We start from the raw sequence: 16,934 nt of genomic DNA, 5'->3' as shown, positions 1-16,934 counted from the left end.
AAATAGGTGACACCTGGGGTGATATCACCGGCCAGATGTGACAAATCGGGCGACGGTGGGTACAAACAGGGGCGGCACGACAGACGACGCATGTCCCGGGACGGGAATCTTCGTCGGAAGCCGAGCGTTGACCGAACGACGAAGAACAGCGACCAGAACAGCGACCACTAGTCCTGTGGGCCATAAGCCCGGGAGGCACGATTCATGAGCGAGCGAGCTCTCCGCGGCACGCGACTCGGGGCCACTAGCTACGAGACCGACCGTGGTATCGATCTGGCCCCGCGCCAGACCGTCGAGTACGCATGTCAGAACGGACACCGATTCGAGGTTCCTTTCTCGGTCGAGGCCGAGATCCCTCAGGCTTGGGAATGCCGCTTCTGCGGTCAGGAGGCGGTTCTCCTCGACGGTGACGAGCCCGAGGAGAAGAAGACCAAGCCCACGCGCACCCATTGGGACATGCTGATGGAGCGCCGGACGCGCGAGGAGCTGGAGGAGGTGCTGGCCGAGCGGCTGGCCGTGCTCCGCTCCGGCGGGATGAACCTCGCGGTGCACCCGCGTGACACCCGCAAGAGCGCCTGACACGACTCGCTCCCGCCTCGAGCGGGAGGACGCGAAAAGGGACCCTGGTCACCAGGGTCCCTTTCGCGTTGTCCGGAGCTGTGCCGGCTGACCCGTCCGGCGATCGGCGGCGCGGCTCCGGACGGGTCAGCCGGCGATCGGCGGGCGGTAGGTGGTGTCGGGGCCCTGCGGCCCGGGCGGACCGGTCTCCGGGTCGACCACCTCGCCCTGGATGACCTTGCCGTCCGGGCGGTGGATGCGCATCTGCTCCTGCAGCCGTATCGCGTCCGCGAAGGCGTCGGAGCCGACGGTGGCGGTGCTGCGCATCGCCTTGTCCGCGATCCTGCGGCCGGCCACCCGCCACAGCGCCCTGGTCGGCGGGAACAGCAGGGTCAGGGCGACCAGGTCGGACAGGAAGCCCGGCACGATCAGCAGCAGCCCGGCCCCCACCGTCATGCTGGTGCCGGTCTGCGGCTGCTCGGACTGCGGGTTCTTGCTCTGCTCGATCGCCGCCGACAGGGCCTTGAGCCCCGCCCGCTTGATCAGCGAGCCGCCGATCACCGCGCCGGCGATGAGCAGCAGCAGGACGGTGAGGCCGCCGAGCCAGGAGGCCACCTGCACCAGCAGCCAGATCTCCAGCACCAGCCAGGCGGTGAACAGCAGCGGCAGCACCCGGCGGAGCCTGCTACGCGGGGCCGGACGGGCGGGGGTAGCTTGCTGGGTCACGGTACGAATCCACTCCAAGCGGTGCTCTGCGCGCCGCACGGGAGGTCCGGGCCGGCTACGGCACCACCTGGTCCAACGATTCCGCGGCGGCCGGTGTTCCGTCCGCGGCCTTCCTGCGGCGGCCGACCAGCAGGGCGGCGGCGCAGGCCAGCAGCCCGCCGACGGCCAGCGTCCACTCCGGGACGGCGCCGACCCGGTCGGCCACCGTGGTGCCGTCGCGCAGCGGGACGGTGGCGGACAGCTCGGCCGGGGTCAGCTCCTGGGTGCGCTGCTCGACGGTGCCGTCCGGGGCGATCACGGCGCTGATGCCGCTGGTGGCGGCGATCAGCACGGCCCGGCCGTGCTCGACCGCGCGCAGCCGGCTCATCGCCAGCTGCTGCTCGGGCTGGCCCGTCTCGGCGTAGGTCGCGTTGTTGGTCTGCACGACCAGGACGCGGGCGCCGCTGTCCACGGTGTCCCGGACGATCTCGTCGTAGGCCACCTCGAAGCAGATCACGTCGCCGATCTTCGCCGGGCCGAGCTGCATCACGCCGTTGTGGTCGCCGGGGTAGAAGTCGCGGGCGACCCGCTGGAGGCGGGTGATCACCTTCATCAGCTGGGCCCGGAACGGCACGTACTCGCCGAACGGGACGGGGTGCTGCTTGGTGTAGGAGGCGCCGGGGCCGGTGACCGGGTCCCAGACGATGCCCTCGTTCTGGACGTGCTGGGCGTCCGGGCCGTCCACCAGGGTGCCGACCAGGGTGGGCACCCCGACGGCCTTGACCGCCTCGTCGATGCGCTGGCGGGCCAGCGGGTCGCTGAACGGGTCCAGGTCGGAGGAGTTCTCCGGCCAGATCACCACGTCGGGGCGCGGGACCTTGCCGGCCTGCACGTCGGCGGCGAGCCGCTCGGTGGCCGAGGCGTGGTTGTTGAGCACCATCATCGGGCGGCCGAGGAAGTCCATGCCCGGGTTGGGCACGTTGCCCTGGACGATGGCGACCTTCACCGTGTCGGCCGCGGCGGTGGGCACCGGCACGAGGAACCCGGCCAGCAGCACGGCCACCGCGCCGAGCGCCGCCAGCGCCGCCAGCGCCGCCGCCTTCGGGGCCCGGCCCGGCCCGCGCAGGCGCAGCGCCGCCCAGGCGAGCAGGGTGCCGGACAGGGCGACGGCGAAGGTGACCAGGGGCGCGCCGCCGAGGGCGGCCAGCGGGGTGTACGGCGTCGCGGTGTTGGCGAAGGCCAGCCGGCCCCAGGGGAAGCCCCCCAGCGGCAGCCGGTCGCGCGCCCACTCCTGGGTGACCCAGAGGGCGGCCGCCCAGAACGCCCAGCCGGGCAGCAGGGAGGTGAGCGCCAGCGCCCCGCCGAGCAGGGCCAGGAACAGCGCCTCGATCACCGACAGGCCGACGGTCGCGTCCCAGCCGACCACCCGCAGCCAGCTGAGCAGCATCAGGAAGAACGGGAGGCCGAAGGCGAAGCCCGTCCAGGCGCCCTGGCGGAAGGTGCGGCCGCGGGTGAGCAGCGACAGCGCGGCCACGCCCAGCAGCGACAGCGGCCAGAGGTCGTACGGCGGGAAGGCGAGCGCGAGCAGCAGGCCGGACAGCGCGGCGAGGCCGGTGCGCGGCAGGCCGGCCCGGACCTTGGCGAGCGCGCGGGCCAGGCGGCCGGGGGCCGGGGCCGGTTCCTGCGGCTCGGGAGCGGTCCCGGACCGCTCCTGGGTGACGGGCATGGCCACCGGCGCACCATCTTCCTGAGGCTTGCTGTTAGGACGCTGTGCGAAGAAGGTACCCCGGAACGTCGCGGGCGCGTGAGGTCAGGGTGCTGGGCCGGTTCGGGGGGTGATGGGGTCAGCGCTCCGTGTAGCGGAAGCGCCCCAGCGGCCAGTGGTCGGTGAGCCAGGCGGAGACGGCACGGTACAGCGGGGCGTCCAGCTCGGCGCGGTCGGCGCGGACCCAGGAGCTGACCGAGACCAGGGAGGCGTCCTCGCGGTCCGGGTAGATGTAGACGCAGCCGATCACCTCGTCCCGGTCCGGCTCCAGGACGGTGTAGGTGAAGCCCCGGCGGGCCTCGAAGTCGGCGGCGTGCCGGCGCAGGTCGGCGAGGTTGTCCGCCAGGGACATGCCGTCGACGGGCGGCCAGCCGCGGCCGGCCCAGCCGGGGGTGGCACGGATGTGCTCGATGCTGCCCGTCCAGGCGACGTGGTCGGAGGCGTTGTGCTGCTCGCCCAGGGGCTCCAGGCGGAACTCCGGGGCGAGCAGCTCGCGCGGGACGGTGAAGTCGGCGGGGACGATCTCGGTCATGGTCGGCACCCTACGAGGGCGGCCGCCCGCCGATCACCCGATTTAGCGCTCGCACACGGTCCTTACCGCTCGTACCAGGCCCCTACCGCTCGTACACCGTGCGGCCGCGGACCACCGTGCGCAGGCAGACCGGGAGTTCGTGGCCGGGGGTGAGGTCGGGCAGGCCGGGGGTACCGGAGCGCGGGTCGGTGGACCAGCCCGCCACCCGGGAGTCCGGGGCCTGGACGACCAGCTCGTCGGCCGCCCAGAGCGCGTAGTTGGCGACCGCGCCGGGCACCAGCACGCCGTCGTGGTCACGGCCGATCGCACGCCAGCCGCCGCGGGTGTGGGCGGTGAAGGCGGCCCGGACCGAGATCCGGTGCTCCAGGGTCCGGTGGAACGCCGCGGCCCGGACGGTGCCCCAGGGGTCGAGCGGGGTGACCGGGGCGTCCGAGCCGAAGGCCAGCGGGACACCGGCGCGCAGCAGGGCCGCGTAGGGGTTGAGACCGGCCGCCCGCTCCGCGCCCAGGCGCTGCGCGTACATGCCGTCCGGGCCGCCCCAGGCGGCGTCGAAGGCGGGCTGGACGGAGGCGGTGAGGCCGAGTTCGCCGAGGGCCGCGATCGCCTTGTCGTCCAGGGCCTCGGCGTGCTCGACGCGGTGGCGCAGGGCCTTGACCCGGTCGGCGCCGACCCGCTCGCCGGCCGTGCGCACGCCGTCGATCACGGCGGTGAGCGCCGCGTCGCCGATCGCGTGGAATCCGGCCTGCAGCCCGGCCTCGGTGCAGGCGGCGACGTGGTCGGCGACCTGTTCGGCGGTCAGGTAGGCGGTGCCGGTGTGCTCGGCGTCGGCGTACCGGGCGTGCAGGCAGGCGGTGTGCGAGCCGAGCGCGCCGTCCACGAAGAGGTCGCCGCCGGCGCCCACCGCGCCGAGCCGGCGGGCGGTCTCGATGCCGCCCAGCTCGCCCCAGTAGCCGAAGACCTCGGGGCCCTCACCCTCGGCGGCCAGCTCCAGCAGGGCCGCCAGGTCGGCCTCGGAGGAGATCTCCGGGCCGGCGCACTCGTGCAGGGCACCGATGCCGAGCTCGGCGGCGCGGGCCAGGGTGGCGCGCTGGGCGCGGCGGCGCTGCTCGGGGGTGAGGTGCGCCAGCGCGGTCTGCCGGACGGCGTGGTGGGCGTCCTTGGTGAGCGGGCCGTCGGCGTGGTGGCCGGGGCGCTCGGCGAGGCCCTCGGTGAGGGTGCGCAGCGCGGTGGTGGCGAGCGCGGAGTGGACGTCCGTCCGGGAGAGGTAGAGCGCCGCGCCGCGGGCGGCCGCGTCGAGTTCGGCCAGCGTGGGCGGGCGGCCCTCGGGCCAGCCGGTCTCGTCCCAGCCGTGGCCGATCAGCACCCCGCCGGGCTCCGGCTGCGCCTCGACGAAGGCGGTGACGGCGGCCAGAGCGGCGGCCAGCGAGGGGCTGCCGGTGAGGTCGAGTCCGGTGAGCGCCAGGCCGGTGGCGGTGGCGTGCACGTGGGCGTCCACGAAGGCGGGGGTGACCAGGGCGCCGTCCAGCTCGACGATCTCGTCGGCGGTCGCGGCGTACGCCTCGGCGGCGCCGTCACTGCCGACCCAGGCGATGTGCCCGCCCTCCACGAGCATCGCGGTGGCGAAGGGGTCGGCGGGGCTGTAGACGGCGCCGCCGCGCAGCAGGACGGTCCGTGGGCCCCTCCGGCCCGAGGGCGGGCAAGGAGGGCTGGTGCGTTCGGTCATGCGCCCAAGTCTGCACCCCGGCGGTTCGCGCTCAGATCTTCGGGGGTCGTGCCTCGTAGGGAGTGGAGAGCACCACGGTGGTGCGGGTGGACACTCCGGCGGCGCTGCGGATCCGGGCCAGCAGGTCCTCCAGGTCCCCGGGGGCGCCGACCCGGACCTTGAGGATGTAGTTCTCGTCGCCGGCGACGCTGTGGCAGGCCTCGATCTCGGGCAGGCCGGCCAGTCTCTCCGGGGTGTCGTCCGGGGCGCTGGGGTCGAAGGGCTTGACCGAGATGAACGCGGTCAGCGCCAGGTTGACGGCGTCGGGGTCGACGATCGCGGTGTAGCCGCGGATCACCCCGCGCTGTTCGAGGCGGCGCACCCGCTGGTGCACCGCCGAGGTGGACAGGCCGGTGGCCTTGCCCAGGTCCGTGTAGCTCATCCGGCCGTCCTCTAGGAGCAGCTGGACGATGCGTTGGTCGAGATCCTCCACGGTGCGCAAACCTACCCGCTCGGGGAGCACAGGGGGCGCACGGTGGTGGCACGGGGTTGGACCGCAGGTGTCGCACGGGCATGTGCCTGGTGAATGTGGCGGGCGGTGTGGCCAAGGACACACCCGGTGCATCACGGTGCGCAACTCCGCAGGGTTATGAGCCCGAATCGGCGGGAAGTGCTGGTTGTGGCCCCAGAGCGACCACGCCGGGCCCGATCCTAGGGGGATCTCCATGCCTGCTACCGACCAGCGCGCGCTGGCTCTCGACGAGACCGACGATCCGACCGGCCGCGACGACCTCGCGGTCGACCACGCGCCGGGCACCGACCCCGGCGACGCCGAGACCTGGGACATCTTCCGGGTCCACTGCCCCGAGTGCCGCCGCCCGATCGCCCTGGTGGCGGACGAGGAGCGGCTGCCGCAGCACGCCCTGCTGCCGACGGCCTGGAACCCCTTCGCCCCCGCGATCTGCCCCGGCTCGGGCACCCTGACCGACGACCTGGCCGAGGCGGAGATCCGGGAGGACGCCGAACCGACCCGGTTCGAGGCGCTGTTCAAGCTCCCGAGCGGGCTCGACTGGCGCACCCAGCCGTTCTCGCACGCGCTGGTGCACCGCCCGGTGCGCGGCGCGGGCGCGGGTGCGGGGGCCGGTGCGGGGGCCGGTGTCGGCGCGGGCGTCGGTGCCCCGGCCAAGGCCGGGCGGCAGCTCGCCTCGACCGTCCCGCTCGCCACCATCCCGGAGCAGCGCCGGCGGCTCGCGCGGCGCTGATTCCCTTCGGCGGCGGGTGAGTTGACGCCCGATCAGAGAATCGCCCCCGGTCGTCACTCCGCACCCTGGAGTGACGACCGGGGGCCGTATCGGGGAGGCCGCGGCCTCGGGCCGGGCTTCGGGGCCGGGCCTGGGCCCCGCCGGACTTCGGGGCCCGGCCGGACTTCGGCTCAGCCCTTGGTGAGGTGGCGGCCGATCACCAGGCGCTGGATCTGGTTGGTGCCCTCGACGATCTGCAGCACCTTGGCCTCGCGCATGTAGCGCTCGGCCGGGAAGTCCTGGGTGTAGCCGTAGCCGCCGAGCACCTGGACGGCGTCGGTGGTCACCCGCATCGCGGCGTCGGTGCAGAACAGCTTGGCCATCGCCGCCTCCTTGGAGAACGGCCGGCCCGCGTCCCGCAGCCGCGCGGCGGCGAGGTAGAGCGAACGCCCGGCCTCGATCTGGGTGGCCATGTCGGCGAGCATGAAGGACAGGCCCTGGAAGTCCGCGATCGGGCGGCCGAACTGGCGCCGGGTGCGGGCGTAGTCGACGGCGAGGTCGAGCGCGGCCTGGGCGACGCCGACGGCACAGGCGGCGATGCCGAGGCGGCCGGAGTCAAGCGCGGCGAGCGCGATCTGGAAGCCCTGGCCCTCCTCGCCGATCAGCCGCTCGCGAGCCACCCGGGCGCCGTCGAAGTGCAGCTGGGCGGTCGGCGAGGACCGCATGCCCATCTTGTGCTCCGGCGGCGCGGCCGACAGGCCCGGCTGGGCGCCGGGCACGAGCAGGCAGCTGATGCCCTTGGGGCCGTCCACCCCGGTGCGCACCAGGGCGCTGTAGAAGTCGGCCTGGCCGCCGTGGGTGATCCACGCCTTGGTGCCGTTGACGACGTACTCGTCCCCGTCGAGGTCGGCGCGGGTGCGCAGGGCCGCCGCGTCGGAGCCGGACTGCGGCTCGGAGAGGCAGTAGGCGCCGAGCTGCTCGCCGGAGAGCATGCCGGGCAGCCACTTCTCGCGCTGCTCGTCGCTGCCGAAGGTGGCCAGCGCGTGGCAGGACAGGGTGTGCACGCTGACGCCGAGGCCCACCGCCAGCCAGCCCGCGGCCAGCTCCTCCAGGACCTGGAGGTACACCTCGTAGGGCTGCTCGCCGCCGCCGTACTTCTCGTCGTACGGGAGGGAGAGCAGGCCGGCCTCGCCGAGGGTGCGGAAGACCTCCCGGGGGAAGCGGTCTGCGGCCTCGTCCTCCGCCGCGCGCGGCTGGAGCTCGCGCTGGACCAGGTCCCGGGTGAGGCTCAGCAGCTCGCGGGCCTCCTCGCTGGGCAGCTGGCGCTCCACGGCTTTCACGGGGGACGGGGTCATGGCGAGGGTCGCCTCCTCGATCGGGCGCCGGCCCGGGGTGGCGGGTGATCCGGCGCGGGTGTGGCAGGTCGGCCCGACCGGCACCGGGTTGCGGTGAACGGCCGTTCACAGGCGTGGCGAAGGCGAGTATGCCCGAAACCCGCGCTGCCGTCACGACCTGCACAGATGATCTGTCCGCAGTGGTGGGCTACGGCACCGTAGGGTTGACGTTGTGGCTGCATCCGGAACCGCTCGCTCCCCCCGTCCGCCCGTTCCCGGCGACCCGCCGGCCGGGCTCGACGGGTTCCACAGCCCCGACGGGCAGGCCGGCGCGCTCGACGCACCGGCCGACGGGAACGCTGCGCTGGCCGGGCTGGCCCGGGAGCTGCGGGCGCTGCCGCCCTCCTGCGGGCCGGTGCGGCTGGTCGCGGTGGACGGGCACGCGGGCTCCGGCAAGACGACCTTCGCCGGGCGGCTGGCGGTGGCGCTCGGCGGCGCGCCGGTGGTCCACCTCGACGACCTGGCCACGCACACCGAGCTCTTCGGCTGGGCGCGACGGCTGCGCGAGCAGGTGCTGGAGCCGCTGGCGGCCGGCCGGGACGCGGAGCACCGGGTGTACGACTGGACCCTGCGCCGCTTCGCCGGCACCGCCCGGGTGCCGCTCGCCCCGGTGGTGCTGGTGGAGGGGGTCGGCGCGGGGCGCCGCGAGGTGCGGCCCTGGCTGGCCCGGGTGATCTGGATGGAGCTGGAGGTAGCTGCGGCCCGCCGGCGCGGCGAGGAGCGGGACGGGCCGGAACTCGCCGCGTTCTGGGCCGGTTGGGCCCGCGCGGAGGCGGCGCACTTCGCCGCCGACCCGAGCCGTCCGTACGCCGCCACCAGGGTCGACGGGGTGACCGGGCGGATCGCGTCGAGCACTGTCGGTGAAACTTCAACTAAGCCCTTGACCTGCGACATCGCCAGGACTTAGGTTCTCGTCAGTCGCTGGAACTCATCGTTCCGGCCGCTTCGGACCCGGCGCTCCCGACTTGTTCCCCCGTGAGCCGGGGGCGCCGTCCGGTCCCCTCCCGCAGCCCGCCGGTCAGCGGTTTTTCGGCCATCCGGCCGCCCAACCACCTTGTGCACGATCGCATTTGACCCTGTGCGGCACCCTTCCGGATCAGCCCCGCGCCGGTACGATTCCCGGTAGGCGCATATGCGCCCCGGGGGCTCGACGACCACCGGCCCGGCTGCGCACAGGCGATCCGCCGGCCGAGCCCCGGGCCACACCGCGGGGGGCGTGAGTGACGACGGTCGACAGTTCCGACAGCACGGCGGGCGGCCCGGACCGGCTCGCCGACCGGGCCTGGCTGCGGGCCATGGACGCCTACACGGCCGGCGCCTACGCCCGGGCCGAGGAGGAGTTCCGCGCCGCCGTCCGGCTGGACCCCGGCATGGCCGACGCCTGGCTCGGCCTGCACGCCCTGCGCAGCGACACCTCGGCCGCCCTGCTCGCGATGTACCGCAACCAGAACCGCTTCGGCGAGCAGCGGCGACTGCACCGCCGCCCGCTCAGCTCCTGGTACTGGCTGGGCTGGTGGGTGCAGCCGGTGCTGGAGGACACCCGCGACCTCGCGCTGGCGCACGCCTCGCACTGGCTGGACGGCCGCCACCTGGCGGAGCTGGACCGGGCGTTGGAGCAGTGCCCGGCCCCCAGCGAGGACCCGTCCGCGCAGTTCCTGTACGCCTGCCGGTCCTACCTGCTCAAGGACTGGGAGCAGTTGATCCGGGACACCGACCGGCTGCTCGACGACCCGCTGCTGGGCATCGAGGCCGGGCTCTTCGCCGGGATGGCCCGGGTGCGGCTGGACATGTGCGCCCAGGCGCAGGCCCCGCTGGCCGCCTCGCTGGCCCGCTGCCGCTCCGAGCAGCCGCAGCGCAAGGAGCTGCGCTACTGGCTGGCCCGGGCGTACGAAGGGGCCGGACGCAGCGCCGCGGCGCTGCCGCTCTACCGGGCGGTGCACCGGGCGGACCCGGCGTTCATGGACACCTCGGCCCGGCTGGCGGCCATCTCGGCCGAGGACGCGCTCGCGGACGGGCTGCTCGCGGACGGGCGCTCGGGCGGGCTGGACGGGACCGGCCCGGACGGCGTCGGCCTCGACGGGACCGGGCTCGACGGGACCGGCCTTGACGGTGCGGGGCTGGACGGCGTCGGGCTCGACGGCGCGGGGCCGGACGGAGCCGGGGTGGGCGGTGGGACGGGCTACCAGGACGACCCCGGCTACGCCGAAGGGCCGCTCTACGACGCCGAGTTCGGCACGGGCGCCACCCCGGTCGGCGGCGGGCCCGCAGTGGACGCGACCCTCGTGGACGGCCCGCTCACCGCAGCGGAAGCGGACACCGCCCCGGCGGACGGCACACCCCAGACGGCCGGTGAACGCTCGGGTTCGGGCGCCCCGGCCGGCCCCACCGCGCCACCCCCGCCGCTGCCGGTACGCGGCGAGGCCCAGCCCCGCACCGCCGCCGCGCCGCCGCCCCGGACCGCGGGCAACGAGCGGGAGTTGGACGCGGCCCTGGCCGAACTCTCGCTGATGGTCGGCCTGGAGCCGGTCAAGCGCCAAGTCAGGGCGCTGTCGGCACAGTTGAGAATGTCGCGGCTGCGCGCCGAGCAGGGGCTGCCGGTCCAGCCGCCGAAGCGGCACTTCGTCTTCTCCGGCCCCTCCGGCACCGGCAAGACCACCGTGGCACGGATCCTCGGCCGGGTCTTCCACGCCCTCGGACTGCTCTCCGGCGACCACCTGGTGGAGGCCCAACGCGCGGACCTGGTGGGCGAGTTCCTCGGCCAGACCGCCGTCAAGGCGAACGAACTGATCGACTCCGCGCTGGACGGCGTGCTGTTCATCGACGAGGCGTACAGCCTCTCCAACTCCGGCTACACCAAGGGCGACGCCTACGGCGACGAGGCGCTCCAGGTGCTGCTCAAGCGGGCCGAGGACAACCGGGACCGGCTGGTGGTGATCCTGGCCGGCTACCCGGAGGGGATGAACCGGCTGCTCGCCACCAACCCCGGCCTCAACTCCCGCTTCACCACCCGGGTCGACTTCCCGAGCTACCGCCCGAACGAGCTGACCGCGATCGGCGCGGCGCTGGCCGGCCGGGACGGCGACGGCTGGGACGAGGACGCGGCCGAGGAGCTGGCCAGCATCTGCACCCACGTGGTGCGCGAGGGCTGGATCGACGAGCTGGGCAACGGCCGGTTCATCCGCACCCTGTACGAGAAGTCCTGCGCCTACCGGGACCTGCGGCTCTCGCTGCTGCGCGAGCCGCCGGGCCGGGAGGACCTGGCGACGCTGCGGCTGCCGGACCTGGTGCAGGCGTACGGGGAGCTGATCGACGGCCGGAGCTGACGACCGGCTCCCCCACCGGGCCTCAGCCATCGAGCAGCTCCGCCTCGCGCTCCGGGCCTCAGCCGTCGAGCAGCTCCGCCTCGCGCTCCGGGTCGAGCCCGACGCTCGGCCGGTCGGCGCGCTGCGGGGCCTCGCCACCGATCGACCGCAGCCAGGCCCAGGTGTCCTCGACCGTCTCGGCGACCGGGCGGCAGCGCAGCCCGGCGGCGACGGCGCGGGCGACCGAGGCGCCGTGCAGGAAGTCGTAGAGCTCACCGGGCGCCAGCCAGACCGGCAGCTCCGTCCACGGCTGCACACCGGCCGCCAGGATCCGCTCCGGATCCGTCCAGCGCAGCTCGGCGTCCGAGCCGGTGGCCCCGACGCAGGCCTCCAGCAGCCCGCCCATGGTGGTGTGACCGGCCGGGCTGACCACGTTGTACGGTCCGCCCAGCCGGGCCACCACCGCGTCCAGGGTCCAGGCGGCGAGGTCGCGGCCGTCGATGTACTGCAGCGGCAGCTCGCGCGGGCCCGGGGCGAGCACCGGGCCGCCCCGGGCGATCCGGTTCAGCCACCACGGCAGCCGGCCGATGTCCTCGTACGGGCCGAGGATCAGTCCGGCGCGGACCAGCAGGGCGCGTCCGCCGAACTCCGCCTCCAGGGCCAGTTCGGCGCCGCGCTTGGCCTCCGCGTAGCCCACCTCGCCGGTGAGGTCCGGGTCGGAGTCGACCACCGGCGCGGTCTCGTCGGCCCCGGCGCGCAGCGGGTGGTCGTACACCGAGCGGCTGGAGACGTACGCGTAGTGGCCGACCCGCCCGTTCAGCCGCCGGGCGCTGTCGCGCACGGCCGCCGGGGCCCAGGACCAGGTGTCCACCACCGCGTCCCACTCCCCCGTGCCGAGCGCGGCCAGGCCGTCCTCGGCGGTGCGGTCGCCCCGCAGCACCCGGACGCCCTCGGGCGCGGGCTGCGTGCCGCGGTTGAGGGCCGTCACCTCCCACCCCCTGGCCAGCGCCTCCTCGGCGACGGCCCGTCCGACGAACTTCGTTCCACCCAGCAGCAGGAGTCTCATGCCGACCACCCTCCCCCGGGGCGGCCGGCCTGGGAACCGTTGCCTGCTGTGGGCAGATTCGCCCTCGGCGGACACGCCGTCGGCGGACACGTCCCTCGCCGGTCACGCCGTCGGCGGGCGGGGGTCTTCCCGCGCTTGGGGTGCTACCGCGGCTACCAGTGGCTAGGCGGTCGTCCGGTGGTCCGGGTCGTGCATCTCGCCGACCAGTTCCTCCAGGACGTCCTCCAGCATCACCACGCCGACCGTCCGGCCGTCCTGGTCCAGCACGGCGGCCAGGTGGCAGGTAGCCCGGCGCATGGCGCCGAGGGCGTCGTCCAGCGGGAGGCTGCCGCGCAGCACCGTGATCGGCCGCCACAGCCGGGCCGGCACGGGCGCCGACGGGTCGTCCACGTCGAGGATGTCCTTGAGGTGGAGGTAGCCCAGGTAGCCGTGGCCGGCCGGGTCCCCGTCGGTGACCGGGAAGCGCGAGAAGCCGGTGCGCAGGGCGAGCTCCTCGACCTCGGCGGCGGTCGCCTTCGGGTCCACGGTGACCAGCTGCTCGGGCCGCAGCAGGACGTCGGTGACCGGGCGGCGGCCCAGCTCCAGGGCGTCCTCCAGGCGTTCCTGGCGGTCCTCGTCGAGCAGGCCGGCGTCCCGGGAGTCGACCAGCAGGTACATCAGCTGCTCGGTGGTGAACACCGACTCGACCTCGTCCTTGGCCTCCACCCGGAACAGCCGCAGCACGCCGTTGGCGAAGGCGTTGAGCGCCCGGATCACCGGGGTGAGCCAGCGGGCCAGCCGGTCCAGCGGCGGGCCGAGCAGCAGCGCGGCCCGCTCCGGGCCGGCCATCGCCATGTTCTTCGGCACCATCTCGCCCAGCACCATGTGCAGGAAGACCACGAGGGCCAGCGAGATCCCGTACGAGAGCGGGTGCATCAGGCCGGCCGGGACGCCGATCGCGTGGAAGGGGTCCTCCAGCAGCGAGGCGATGGTCGGCTCGGCGAGCGCACCGAGGCCCAGCGAGCAGACGGTGATGCCGAGTTGGGCGGCGGCCAGCATCGCGGAGACGTTGGACAGCGCGTGCAGCACCGTCCGGGCGCGCTTGTGCCCGGCCTCGGCGAGCGGCTCGATCTGGCTGCGGCGCACCGAGACGACGGCGAACTCGGCGCCGACGAAGAAGGCGTTGCCGAGCAGGAGCAGGACGGCGACGGCGAGTTGGAGCACGGTCATCGGACGTTCTCCCCGTTCTCGCCGAACCGGCCGGGCGCGCTGGTGCGCTCCACCCGGACCTGGCTGGTGCGGTGCCGGTCGACGCCGGTCACGGTGAACCGCCAGCCGGGCAGCTCGGCCTGCTCACCCACCTCGGGGAGCTTGCCGAGCAGGTCGGAGACCAGACCGGCCAGGGTCTCGTACGGGCCGTCCGGGGCGTTCAGGCCGATCACCTCCAGCTGGTCGAGCCGGGCGCGGCCGTCCGCCTCCCAGGCGGGCAGGCCGTTGACGGCCGGCAGCTGGAGCAGGTCGGGGTGGTCCTCGGGGTCGTGCTCGTCCTGCACCTCGCCGACGATCTCCTCGACGATGTCCTCGACGGTGACGACCCCGGCGGTGCCGCCGTACTCGTCGACCACGATGGCCATCGGCTGGAGGCGGCGCAGCTGGTCCAGCAGCCGCTCGGCGGGCAGGGTCTCGGGCACCAGCAGCGGCGGCGAGGCCAGCTCGGCGACCCGGACCAGGCCGCGGCGGGCGGCCGGGACGGCGAGGGCGTCCTTGAGCGTCACGATGCCGGTGATCTCGTCCACGGTGTCGGTGTAGACCGGGAAGCGGGACAGGCCGGTGGCCCGGGTCAGGTTGATGACGTCGGAGGCGGTGGCGTCGCGCTGGAGGGCGGCGACGTCGATCCGCGGGGTCATCACCGACTCGGCGGTGAGCTCGCTGAGGCCGAGGGTGCGGACGAACAGGGTCGCCGACTCCTCGTCTATCGCGCCGGCCTTGGCCGAGTGCCGGGCCAGCGAGACCAGCTCGGCCGGGGTGCGGGCGTGCTCCAGCTCCTCCTGCGGCTCGATGCCGAAGGCGCGGACGGTGCGGTCCGCGGCGCCGTTCAGGAAGCTGATCAGCGGGCGGCAGGCGAAGGAGAAGGCCATGTGCGGGGCGGCGACCGCGCGGGCCACCTGGAGCGGGCGGGAGATCGCCCAGTTCTTCGGCACCAGCTCGCCGATCACCATCTGCACGACGGTCGCCACCACCATGCCGACCACCACGGCGACGCCGCGGGCGGCGGAGTCCGGCACCCCGATGCCCGACATCACGGGCGAGAGCAGGGTCGACAGGGCCGGCTCGGCGAGCATGCCGACCACCAGCGAGGTGACGGTGATGCCCAGTTGGGCGCCGGAGAGTTCGAAAGACAGGTGCCGCAGGGCCCGGGAGACCCGACGGGACTTGACGTCGCCGGTTTCGGCGGAACGTTCCACCGCGCCCCGGTCGGCGGTCACGAAGGCGAACTCGGCGGCCACGAAGAGGCCGTTGGCGAGGATCAGGAGCACGGCCGCGAGCAACAGCAGCCAGGCGGTGATCACAGTGCCGCCTGCCTTCCGGGGGCCGGAAGCGAGGCGGCGCAGGTACTACCGGACGGATCGTCCATCGAGGGGGAGTGTCACTCCTCTGGTCGGTGCGGTACAGGTCGTGCTGGGGCGGAACCGAAGCTTTGCCCCACTTTTACCAGCGTAGACCATACCGGCGTGACGGTAGGAAGCGTGTTCGGACCCGCCGGGGCCCCCGATTGGGGGCCCGGGTCCGGGGTTCCGGGTCCGGGTCCGGGGTCCGGGTTTGAGGACCGGGGTCAGACCTGGGCGTGGTGCTCGACCAGGTCGCGCAGCGCGCGGGCGTCCGCGATCGCCTGGTCCTTGCCGACGCCGGACTGGATGCCGACCGCGGCCAGCGAGGTGCCGTCGGCGAGGTCGAGGGTGGCCCACGGGTCGCCCTGGCGGAAGTTGACCCGGACGATCTCCGGCCAGGACAGCCGGCGGCTGCGGACGAAGTTGACCACCGTCACGCCCTCGGCGTCGGCGCTCACCCGGGGGCGGGCCAGCATCAGGCCGACGGCGGCGAACAGCACGCCGCTGGCGACCATCATGATCCGGTCGTTGAGCTGCCAGTTCGCCGGGAGCAGCACCGCCAGCACCACGAACAGCGCCACGAGCACGGCGCAGACCGGCAGCAGCACCGCGCGGGTGCGCCGGGGCGCCCAGGTGACGGGGAACTCGACGGGCGGGGTGGACACGTGGGGTCTCCGGTGGCTCTGGATCATGACGGGCGACAGCACAGGGGCGGGGACGCCGGTCAGCGTCCCCGCCCCTATTGAACCGTTCTTTACTCTCTGCCGTGCGAGCAGGTCAGAGACGGCAGGCGTGGATGTTGGTCACCAGGATCGCCCGGGCACCGATGCCCCACAGGTCGTCCATGATCTGCTGGGCCTCCTTGCGGAGCACCATCGAGCGGACGGCCACCCAGCCCTCGGTGTGCAGCGGGGAGACGGTCGGCGACTCCAGGCCGGGGGTGAGCGCCACGGCGGCGCCGACCTTCTCGGCCCGGATGTCGTAGTCCATCAGCACGTAGCGGCGGGCCACCAGCACGCCCTGGAGACGACGCAGGAACTGCTCGACCCGGGCGTCCTCGCCCGCGCCCTTGGGGCGGATCACCACGGAGTCCGACACCAGGATCGGCTCGCCGAAGACCTCCAGGCCGGCGTTGCGCAGGCTGGTCCCGGTCTCCACCACGTCGGCGATCACGTCGGCGACGCCCAGCTGCACCGCGGTCTCGACCGCGCCGTCCAGCTTGGTGACCGTCGCCGTCACGCCGTGGTCGGCCAGGTGCTGCTCGACCAGGCCGGTGTAGGAGGTCGCGATCCGCAGGCCCTCCAGGCCCTGCACGTCCTTGACGTCCAGGCCCTCGGGGCGGGCGAAGCGGAAGGTCGACCCGGCGAAGCCGAGGGCGAGCACCTCCTCCGCGTTGGAGTGCGAGTCCAGCAGCAGGTCGCGGCCGGTGATGCCGACGTCCAGGCGGCCGGAGCCGACGTAGACGGCGATGTCGCGCGGGCGGAGGAAGAAGAACTCGACCTCGTTGTTCGGGTCGACGAGGACGAGCTCCTTCGGGTCCTTCCGCTGGCGGTATCCGGCCTCATGGAGCATCTCCGCCGCGGGACCCGAGAGAGAACCCTTGTTGGGGACGGCGATGCGCAGCATGGGAAGTCGGTTCCTTACCTGTTCGGGGAGGGGGTGCTGTCGGGAGCGGTTCAGAGGTACTTGTAGACGTCGTCGAGCGTCAGCCCACGGGCGATCATCATCACCTGAACGTGGTAGAGGAGCTGGGAGATCTCCTCGGCCGTCTGCTCGTCCGACTGGAACTCGGCGGCCATCCAGACCTCGGCGGCCTCCTCGACGACCTTCTTGCCGATCGCATGGACGCCCTGCTGGACGAGCTGGGCGGTACGGGAGGACGAGGGGTCGCCGGTGGCGGCCTTCTGCTGGAGCTCGGCGAAGAGCTCCTCGAATGTCTTCGAAGCCATGATGGGACTCACCATACGGCGTGCGGGGAGGCGGACGGTAAACGGTCCCGGGGGGGGGGGGGGGGGGGGGGGGGGGGGGGGGCTGGGGGGGGGGGGGGGGAATTCGGCGGGGGGGGAGCGGGTATGCGAGGT

At 73.9% G+C, this 16,934-nt stretch carries 16 protein-coding genes; 4 read left to right on the top strand and 12 right to left on the bottom strand.

Annotated elements, in window-relative coordinates:
• Positions 1–204 precede the first annotated feature (204 nt).
• A complete protein-coding gene (locus ACZ4W5_RS33775; protein WP_350506367.1) occupies positions 205–579 on the top strand; it encodes an RNA polymerase-binding protein RbpA in 375 nt (124 codons plus the stop codon).
• A gap of 126 nt (positions 580–705) precedes the next feature.
• On the opposite strand, the gene fxsA is transcribed toward ACZ4W5_RS33775, so the two are convergent.
• The 5 genes from fxsA to ACZ4W5_RS33750 all read right to left on the bottom strand — a co-directional run bounded on the left by fxsA (position 706) and on the right by ACZ4W5_RS33750 (position 5,755).
• Positions 706–1,284, bottom strand: coding sequence for an FxsA family membrane protein (fxsA, locus tag ACZ4W5_RS33770; RefSeq protein WP_465658860.1), 579 nt, complete (start codon positions 1,282–1,284; stop codon positions 706–708).
• A 55-nt stretch (positions 1,285–1,339) separates the two neighbouring features.
• Positions 1,340–2,989, bottom strand: coding sequence for an apolipoprotein N-acyltransferase (gene lnt / locus ACZ4W5_RS33765; RefSeq protein ID WP_465658855.1), 1,650 nt, complete (start codon positions 2,987–2,989; stop codon positions 1,340–1,342).
• 118 nt (positions 2,990–3,107) lie between these two features.
• The gene (locus ACZ4W5_RS33760) at positions 3,108–3,560 is read right to left on the bottom strand and encodes a GNAT family N-acetyltransferase (RefSeq protein ID WP_465658853.1); all 453 of its coding nucleotides are present in this window, start codon (positions 3,558–3,560) and stop codon (positions 3,108–3,110) included.
• 82 nt (positions 3,561–3,642) lie between these two features.
• Positions 3,643–5,283: an amidohydrolase gene (locus ACZ4W5_RS33755; RefSeq protein ID WP_465658851.1), complete on the bottom strand. Its 1,641-nt coding sequence runs from the start codon at positions 5,281–5,283 to the stop codon at positions 3,643–3,645.
• A 31-nt stretch (positions 5,284–5,314) separates the two neighbouring features.
• Positions 5,315–5,755, bottom strand: a complete 441-nt coding sequence (locus ACZ4W5_RS33750) for an Lrp/AsnC family transcriptional regulator (protein WP_360239835.1) — start codon at positions 5,753–5,755, stop codon at positions 5,315–5,317.
• 232 nt (positions 5,756–5,987) lie between these two features.
• Here ACZ4W5_RS33750 and ACZ4W5_RS33745 point away from each other — a divergent pair, with 232 nt between their 5' ends.
• Positions 5,988–6,524: a hypothetical protein gene (locus ACZ4W5_RS33745; RefSeq protein WP_402486346.1), complete on the top strand. Its 537-nt coding sequence runs from the start codon at positions 5,988–5,990 to the stop codon at positions 6,522–6,524.
• A 170-nt stretch (positions 6,525–6,694) separates the two neighbouring features.
• On the opposite strand, the gene ACZ4W5_RS33740 is transcribed toward ACZ4W5_RS33745, so the two are convergent.
• Complete coding sequence (locus tag ACZ4W5_RS33740) at positions 6,695–7,858, bottom strand: acyl-CoA dehydrogenase family protein (RefSeq protein WP_402486349.1); 1,164 nt, start codon at positions 7,856–7,858, stop codon at positions 6,695–6,697.
• A gap of 343 nt (positions 7,859–8,201) precedes the next feature.
• Between ACZ4W5_RS33740 and ACZ4W5_RS33735 the strand changes: the two genes are divergently transcribed.
• A complete protein-coding gene (locus ACZ4W5_RS33735; protein WP_465658884.1) occupies positions 8,202–8,804 on the top strand; it encodes a uridine kinase family protein in 603 nt (200 codons plus the stop codon).
• A gap of 388 nt (positions 8,805–9,192) precedes the next feature.
• Positions 9,193–11,220 (top strand): AAA family ATPase, encoded by a 2,028-nt coding sequence (locus tag ACZ4W5_RS33730; protein WP_465658882.1) that lies wholly within the window; start codon positions 9,193–9,195, stop codon positions 11,218–11,220.
• Positions 11,221–11,278: 58 nt separating this feature from the next.
• Here ACZ4W5_RS33730 and ACZ4W5_RS33725 read toward each other — a convergent pair whose 3' ends face one another.
• From ACZ4W5_RS33725 to ACZ4W5_RS33700, 6 genes are all read right to left on the bottom strand, one after another.
• On the bottom strand, positions 11,279–12,265 hold the full coding sequence (locus ACZ4W5_RS33725; protein ID WP_360239844.1) for an NAD-dependent epimerase/dehydratase family protein: 987 nt from the start codon (positions 12,263–12,265) through the stop codon (positions 11,279–11,281).
• Positions 12,266–12,427: 162 nt separating this feature from the next.
• Complete coding sequence (locus ACZ4W5_RS33720; protein WP_465658848.1) at positions 12,428–13,474, bottom strand: hemolysin family protein; 1,047 nt, start codon at positions 13,472–13,474, stop codon at positions 12,428–12,430.
• On the bottom strand, positions 13,471–14,814 hold the full coding sequence (locus ACZ4W5_RS33715) for a hemolysin family protein (protein ID WP_360239850.1): 1,344 nt from the start codon (positions 14,812–14,814) through the stop codon (positions 13,471–13,473). Before ACZ4W5_RS33715 ends, ACZ4W5_RS33720 begins: the two co-directional genes overlap by 4 nt.
• Before the next feature lie 263 nt (positions 14,815–15,077).
• Positions 15,078–15,545 (bottom strand): PH domain-containing protein, encoded by a 468-nt coding sequence (locus ACZ4W5_RS33710; RefSeq protein ID WP_465658846.1) that lies wholly within the window; start codon positions 15,543–15,545, stop codon positions 15,078–15,080.
• 85 nt (positions 15,546–15,630) lie between these two features.
• The gene (gene hisG / locus ACZ4W5_RS33705; RefSeq protein WP_360239856.1) at positions 15,631–16,479 is read right to left on the bottom strand and encodes an ATP phosphoribosyltransferase; all 849 of its coding nucleotides are present in this window, start codon (positions 16,477–16,479) and stop codon (positions 15,631–15,633) included.
• Between the two features lie 50 nt (positions 16,480–16,529).
• A complete protein-coding gene (locus ACZ4W5_RS33700; protein ID WP_360239859.1) occupies positions 16,530–16,802 on the bottom strand; it encodes a phosphoribosyl-ATP diphosphatase in 273 nt (90 codons plus the stop codon).
• Between the last annotated feature and the right edge of the window lie 132 nt (positions 16,803–16,934).

The organism is Kitasatospora sp. NPDC029367, assembly GCF_055569135.1.
Note: the sequence above shows the minus strand (reverse complement) of the source record. Positions and strands in the feature narration are given on the sequence as shown.

What these genes read in the sequence shown, in the direction of transcription:
- hisG (WP_360239856.1), bottom strand. Translation starts at nt 16,479, where the DNA reads ATGCTGCGCATCGCCGTCCCCAACAAGGGTTCTCTCTCGGGTCCCGCG.
- ACZ4W5_RS33740 (WP_402486349.1), bottom strand. Translation starts at nt 7,858, where the DNA reads ATGACCCCGTCCCCCGTGAAAGCCGTGGAGCGCCAGCTGCCCAGCGAG.
- lnt (WP_465658855.1), bottom strand. Translation starts at nt 2,989, where the DNA reads ATGCCCGTCACCCAGGAGCGGTCCGGGACCGCTCCCGAGCCGCAGGAA.
- ACZ4W5_RS33730 (WP_465658882.1), top strand. Translation starts at nt 9,193, where the DNA reads ATGGACGCCTACACGGCCGGCGCCTACGCCCGGGCCGAGGAGGAGTTC.
- ACZ4W5_RS33755 (WP_465658851.1), bottom strand. Translation starts at nt 5,283, where the DNA reads ATGACCGAACGCACCAGCCCTCCTTGCCCGCCCTCGGGCCGGAGGGGC.
- ACZ4W5_RS33775 (WP_350506367.1), top strand. Translation starts at nt 205, where the DNA reads ATGAGCGAGCGAGCTCTCCGCGGCACGCGACTCGGGGCCACTAGCTAC.
- ACZ4W5_RS33700 (WP_360239859.1), bottom strand. Translation starts at nt 16,802, where the DNA reads ATGGCTTCGAAGACATTCGAGGAGCTCTTCGCCGAGCTCCAGCAGAAG.
- ACZ4W5_RS33745 (WP_402486346.1), top strand. Translation starts at nt 5,988, where the DNA reads ATGCCTGCTACCGACCAGCGCGCGCTGGCTCTCGACGAGACCGACGAT.
- ACZ4W5_RS33710 (WP_465658846.1), bottom strand. Translation starts at nt 15,545, where the DNA reads ATGATCCAGAGCCACCGGAGACCCCACGTGTCCACCCCGCCCGTCGAG.
- ACZ4W5_RS33725 (WP_360239844.1), bottom strand. Translation starts at nt 12,265, where the DNA reads ATGAGACTCCTGCTGCTGGGTGGAACGAAGTTCGTCGGACGGGCCGTC.
- ACZ4W5_RS33720 (WP_465658848.1), bottom strand. Translation starts at nt 13,474, where the DNA reads ATGACCGTGCTCCAACTCGCCGTCGCCGTCCTGCTCCTGCTCGGCAAC.
- ACZ4W5_RS33760 (WP_465658853.1), bottom strand. Translation starts at nt 3,560, where the DNA reads ATGACCGAGATCGTCCCCGCCGACTTCACCGTCCCGCGCGAGCTGCTC.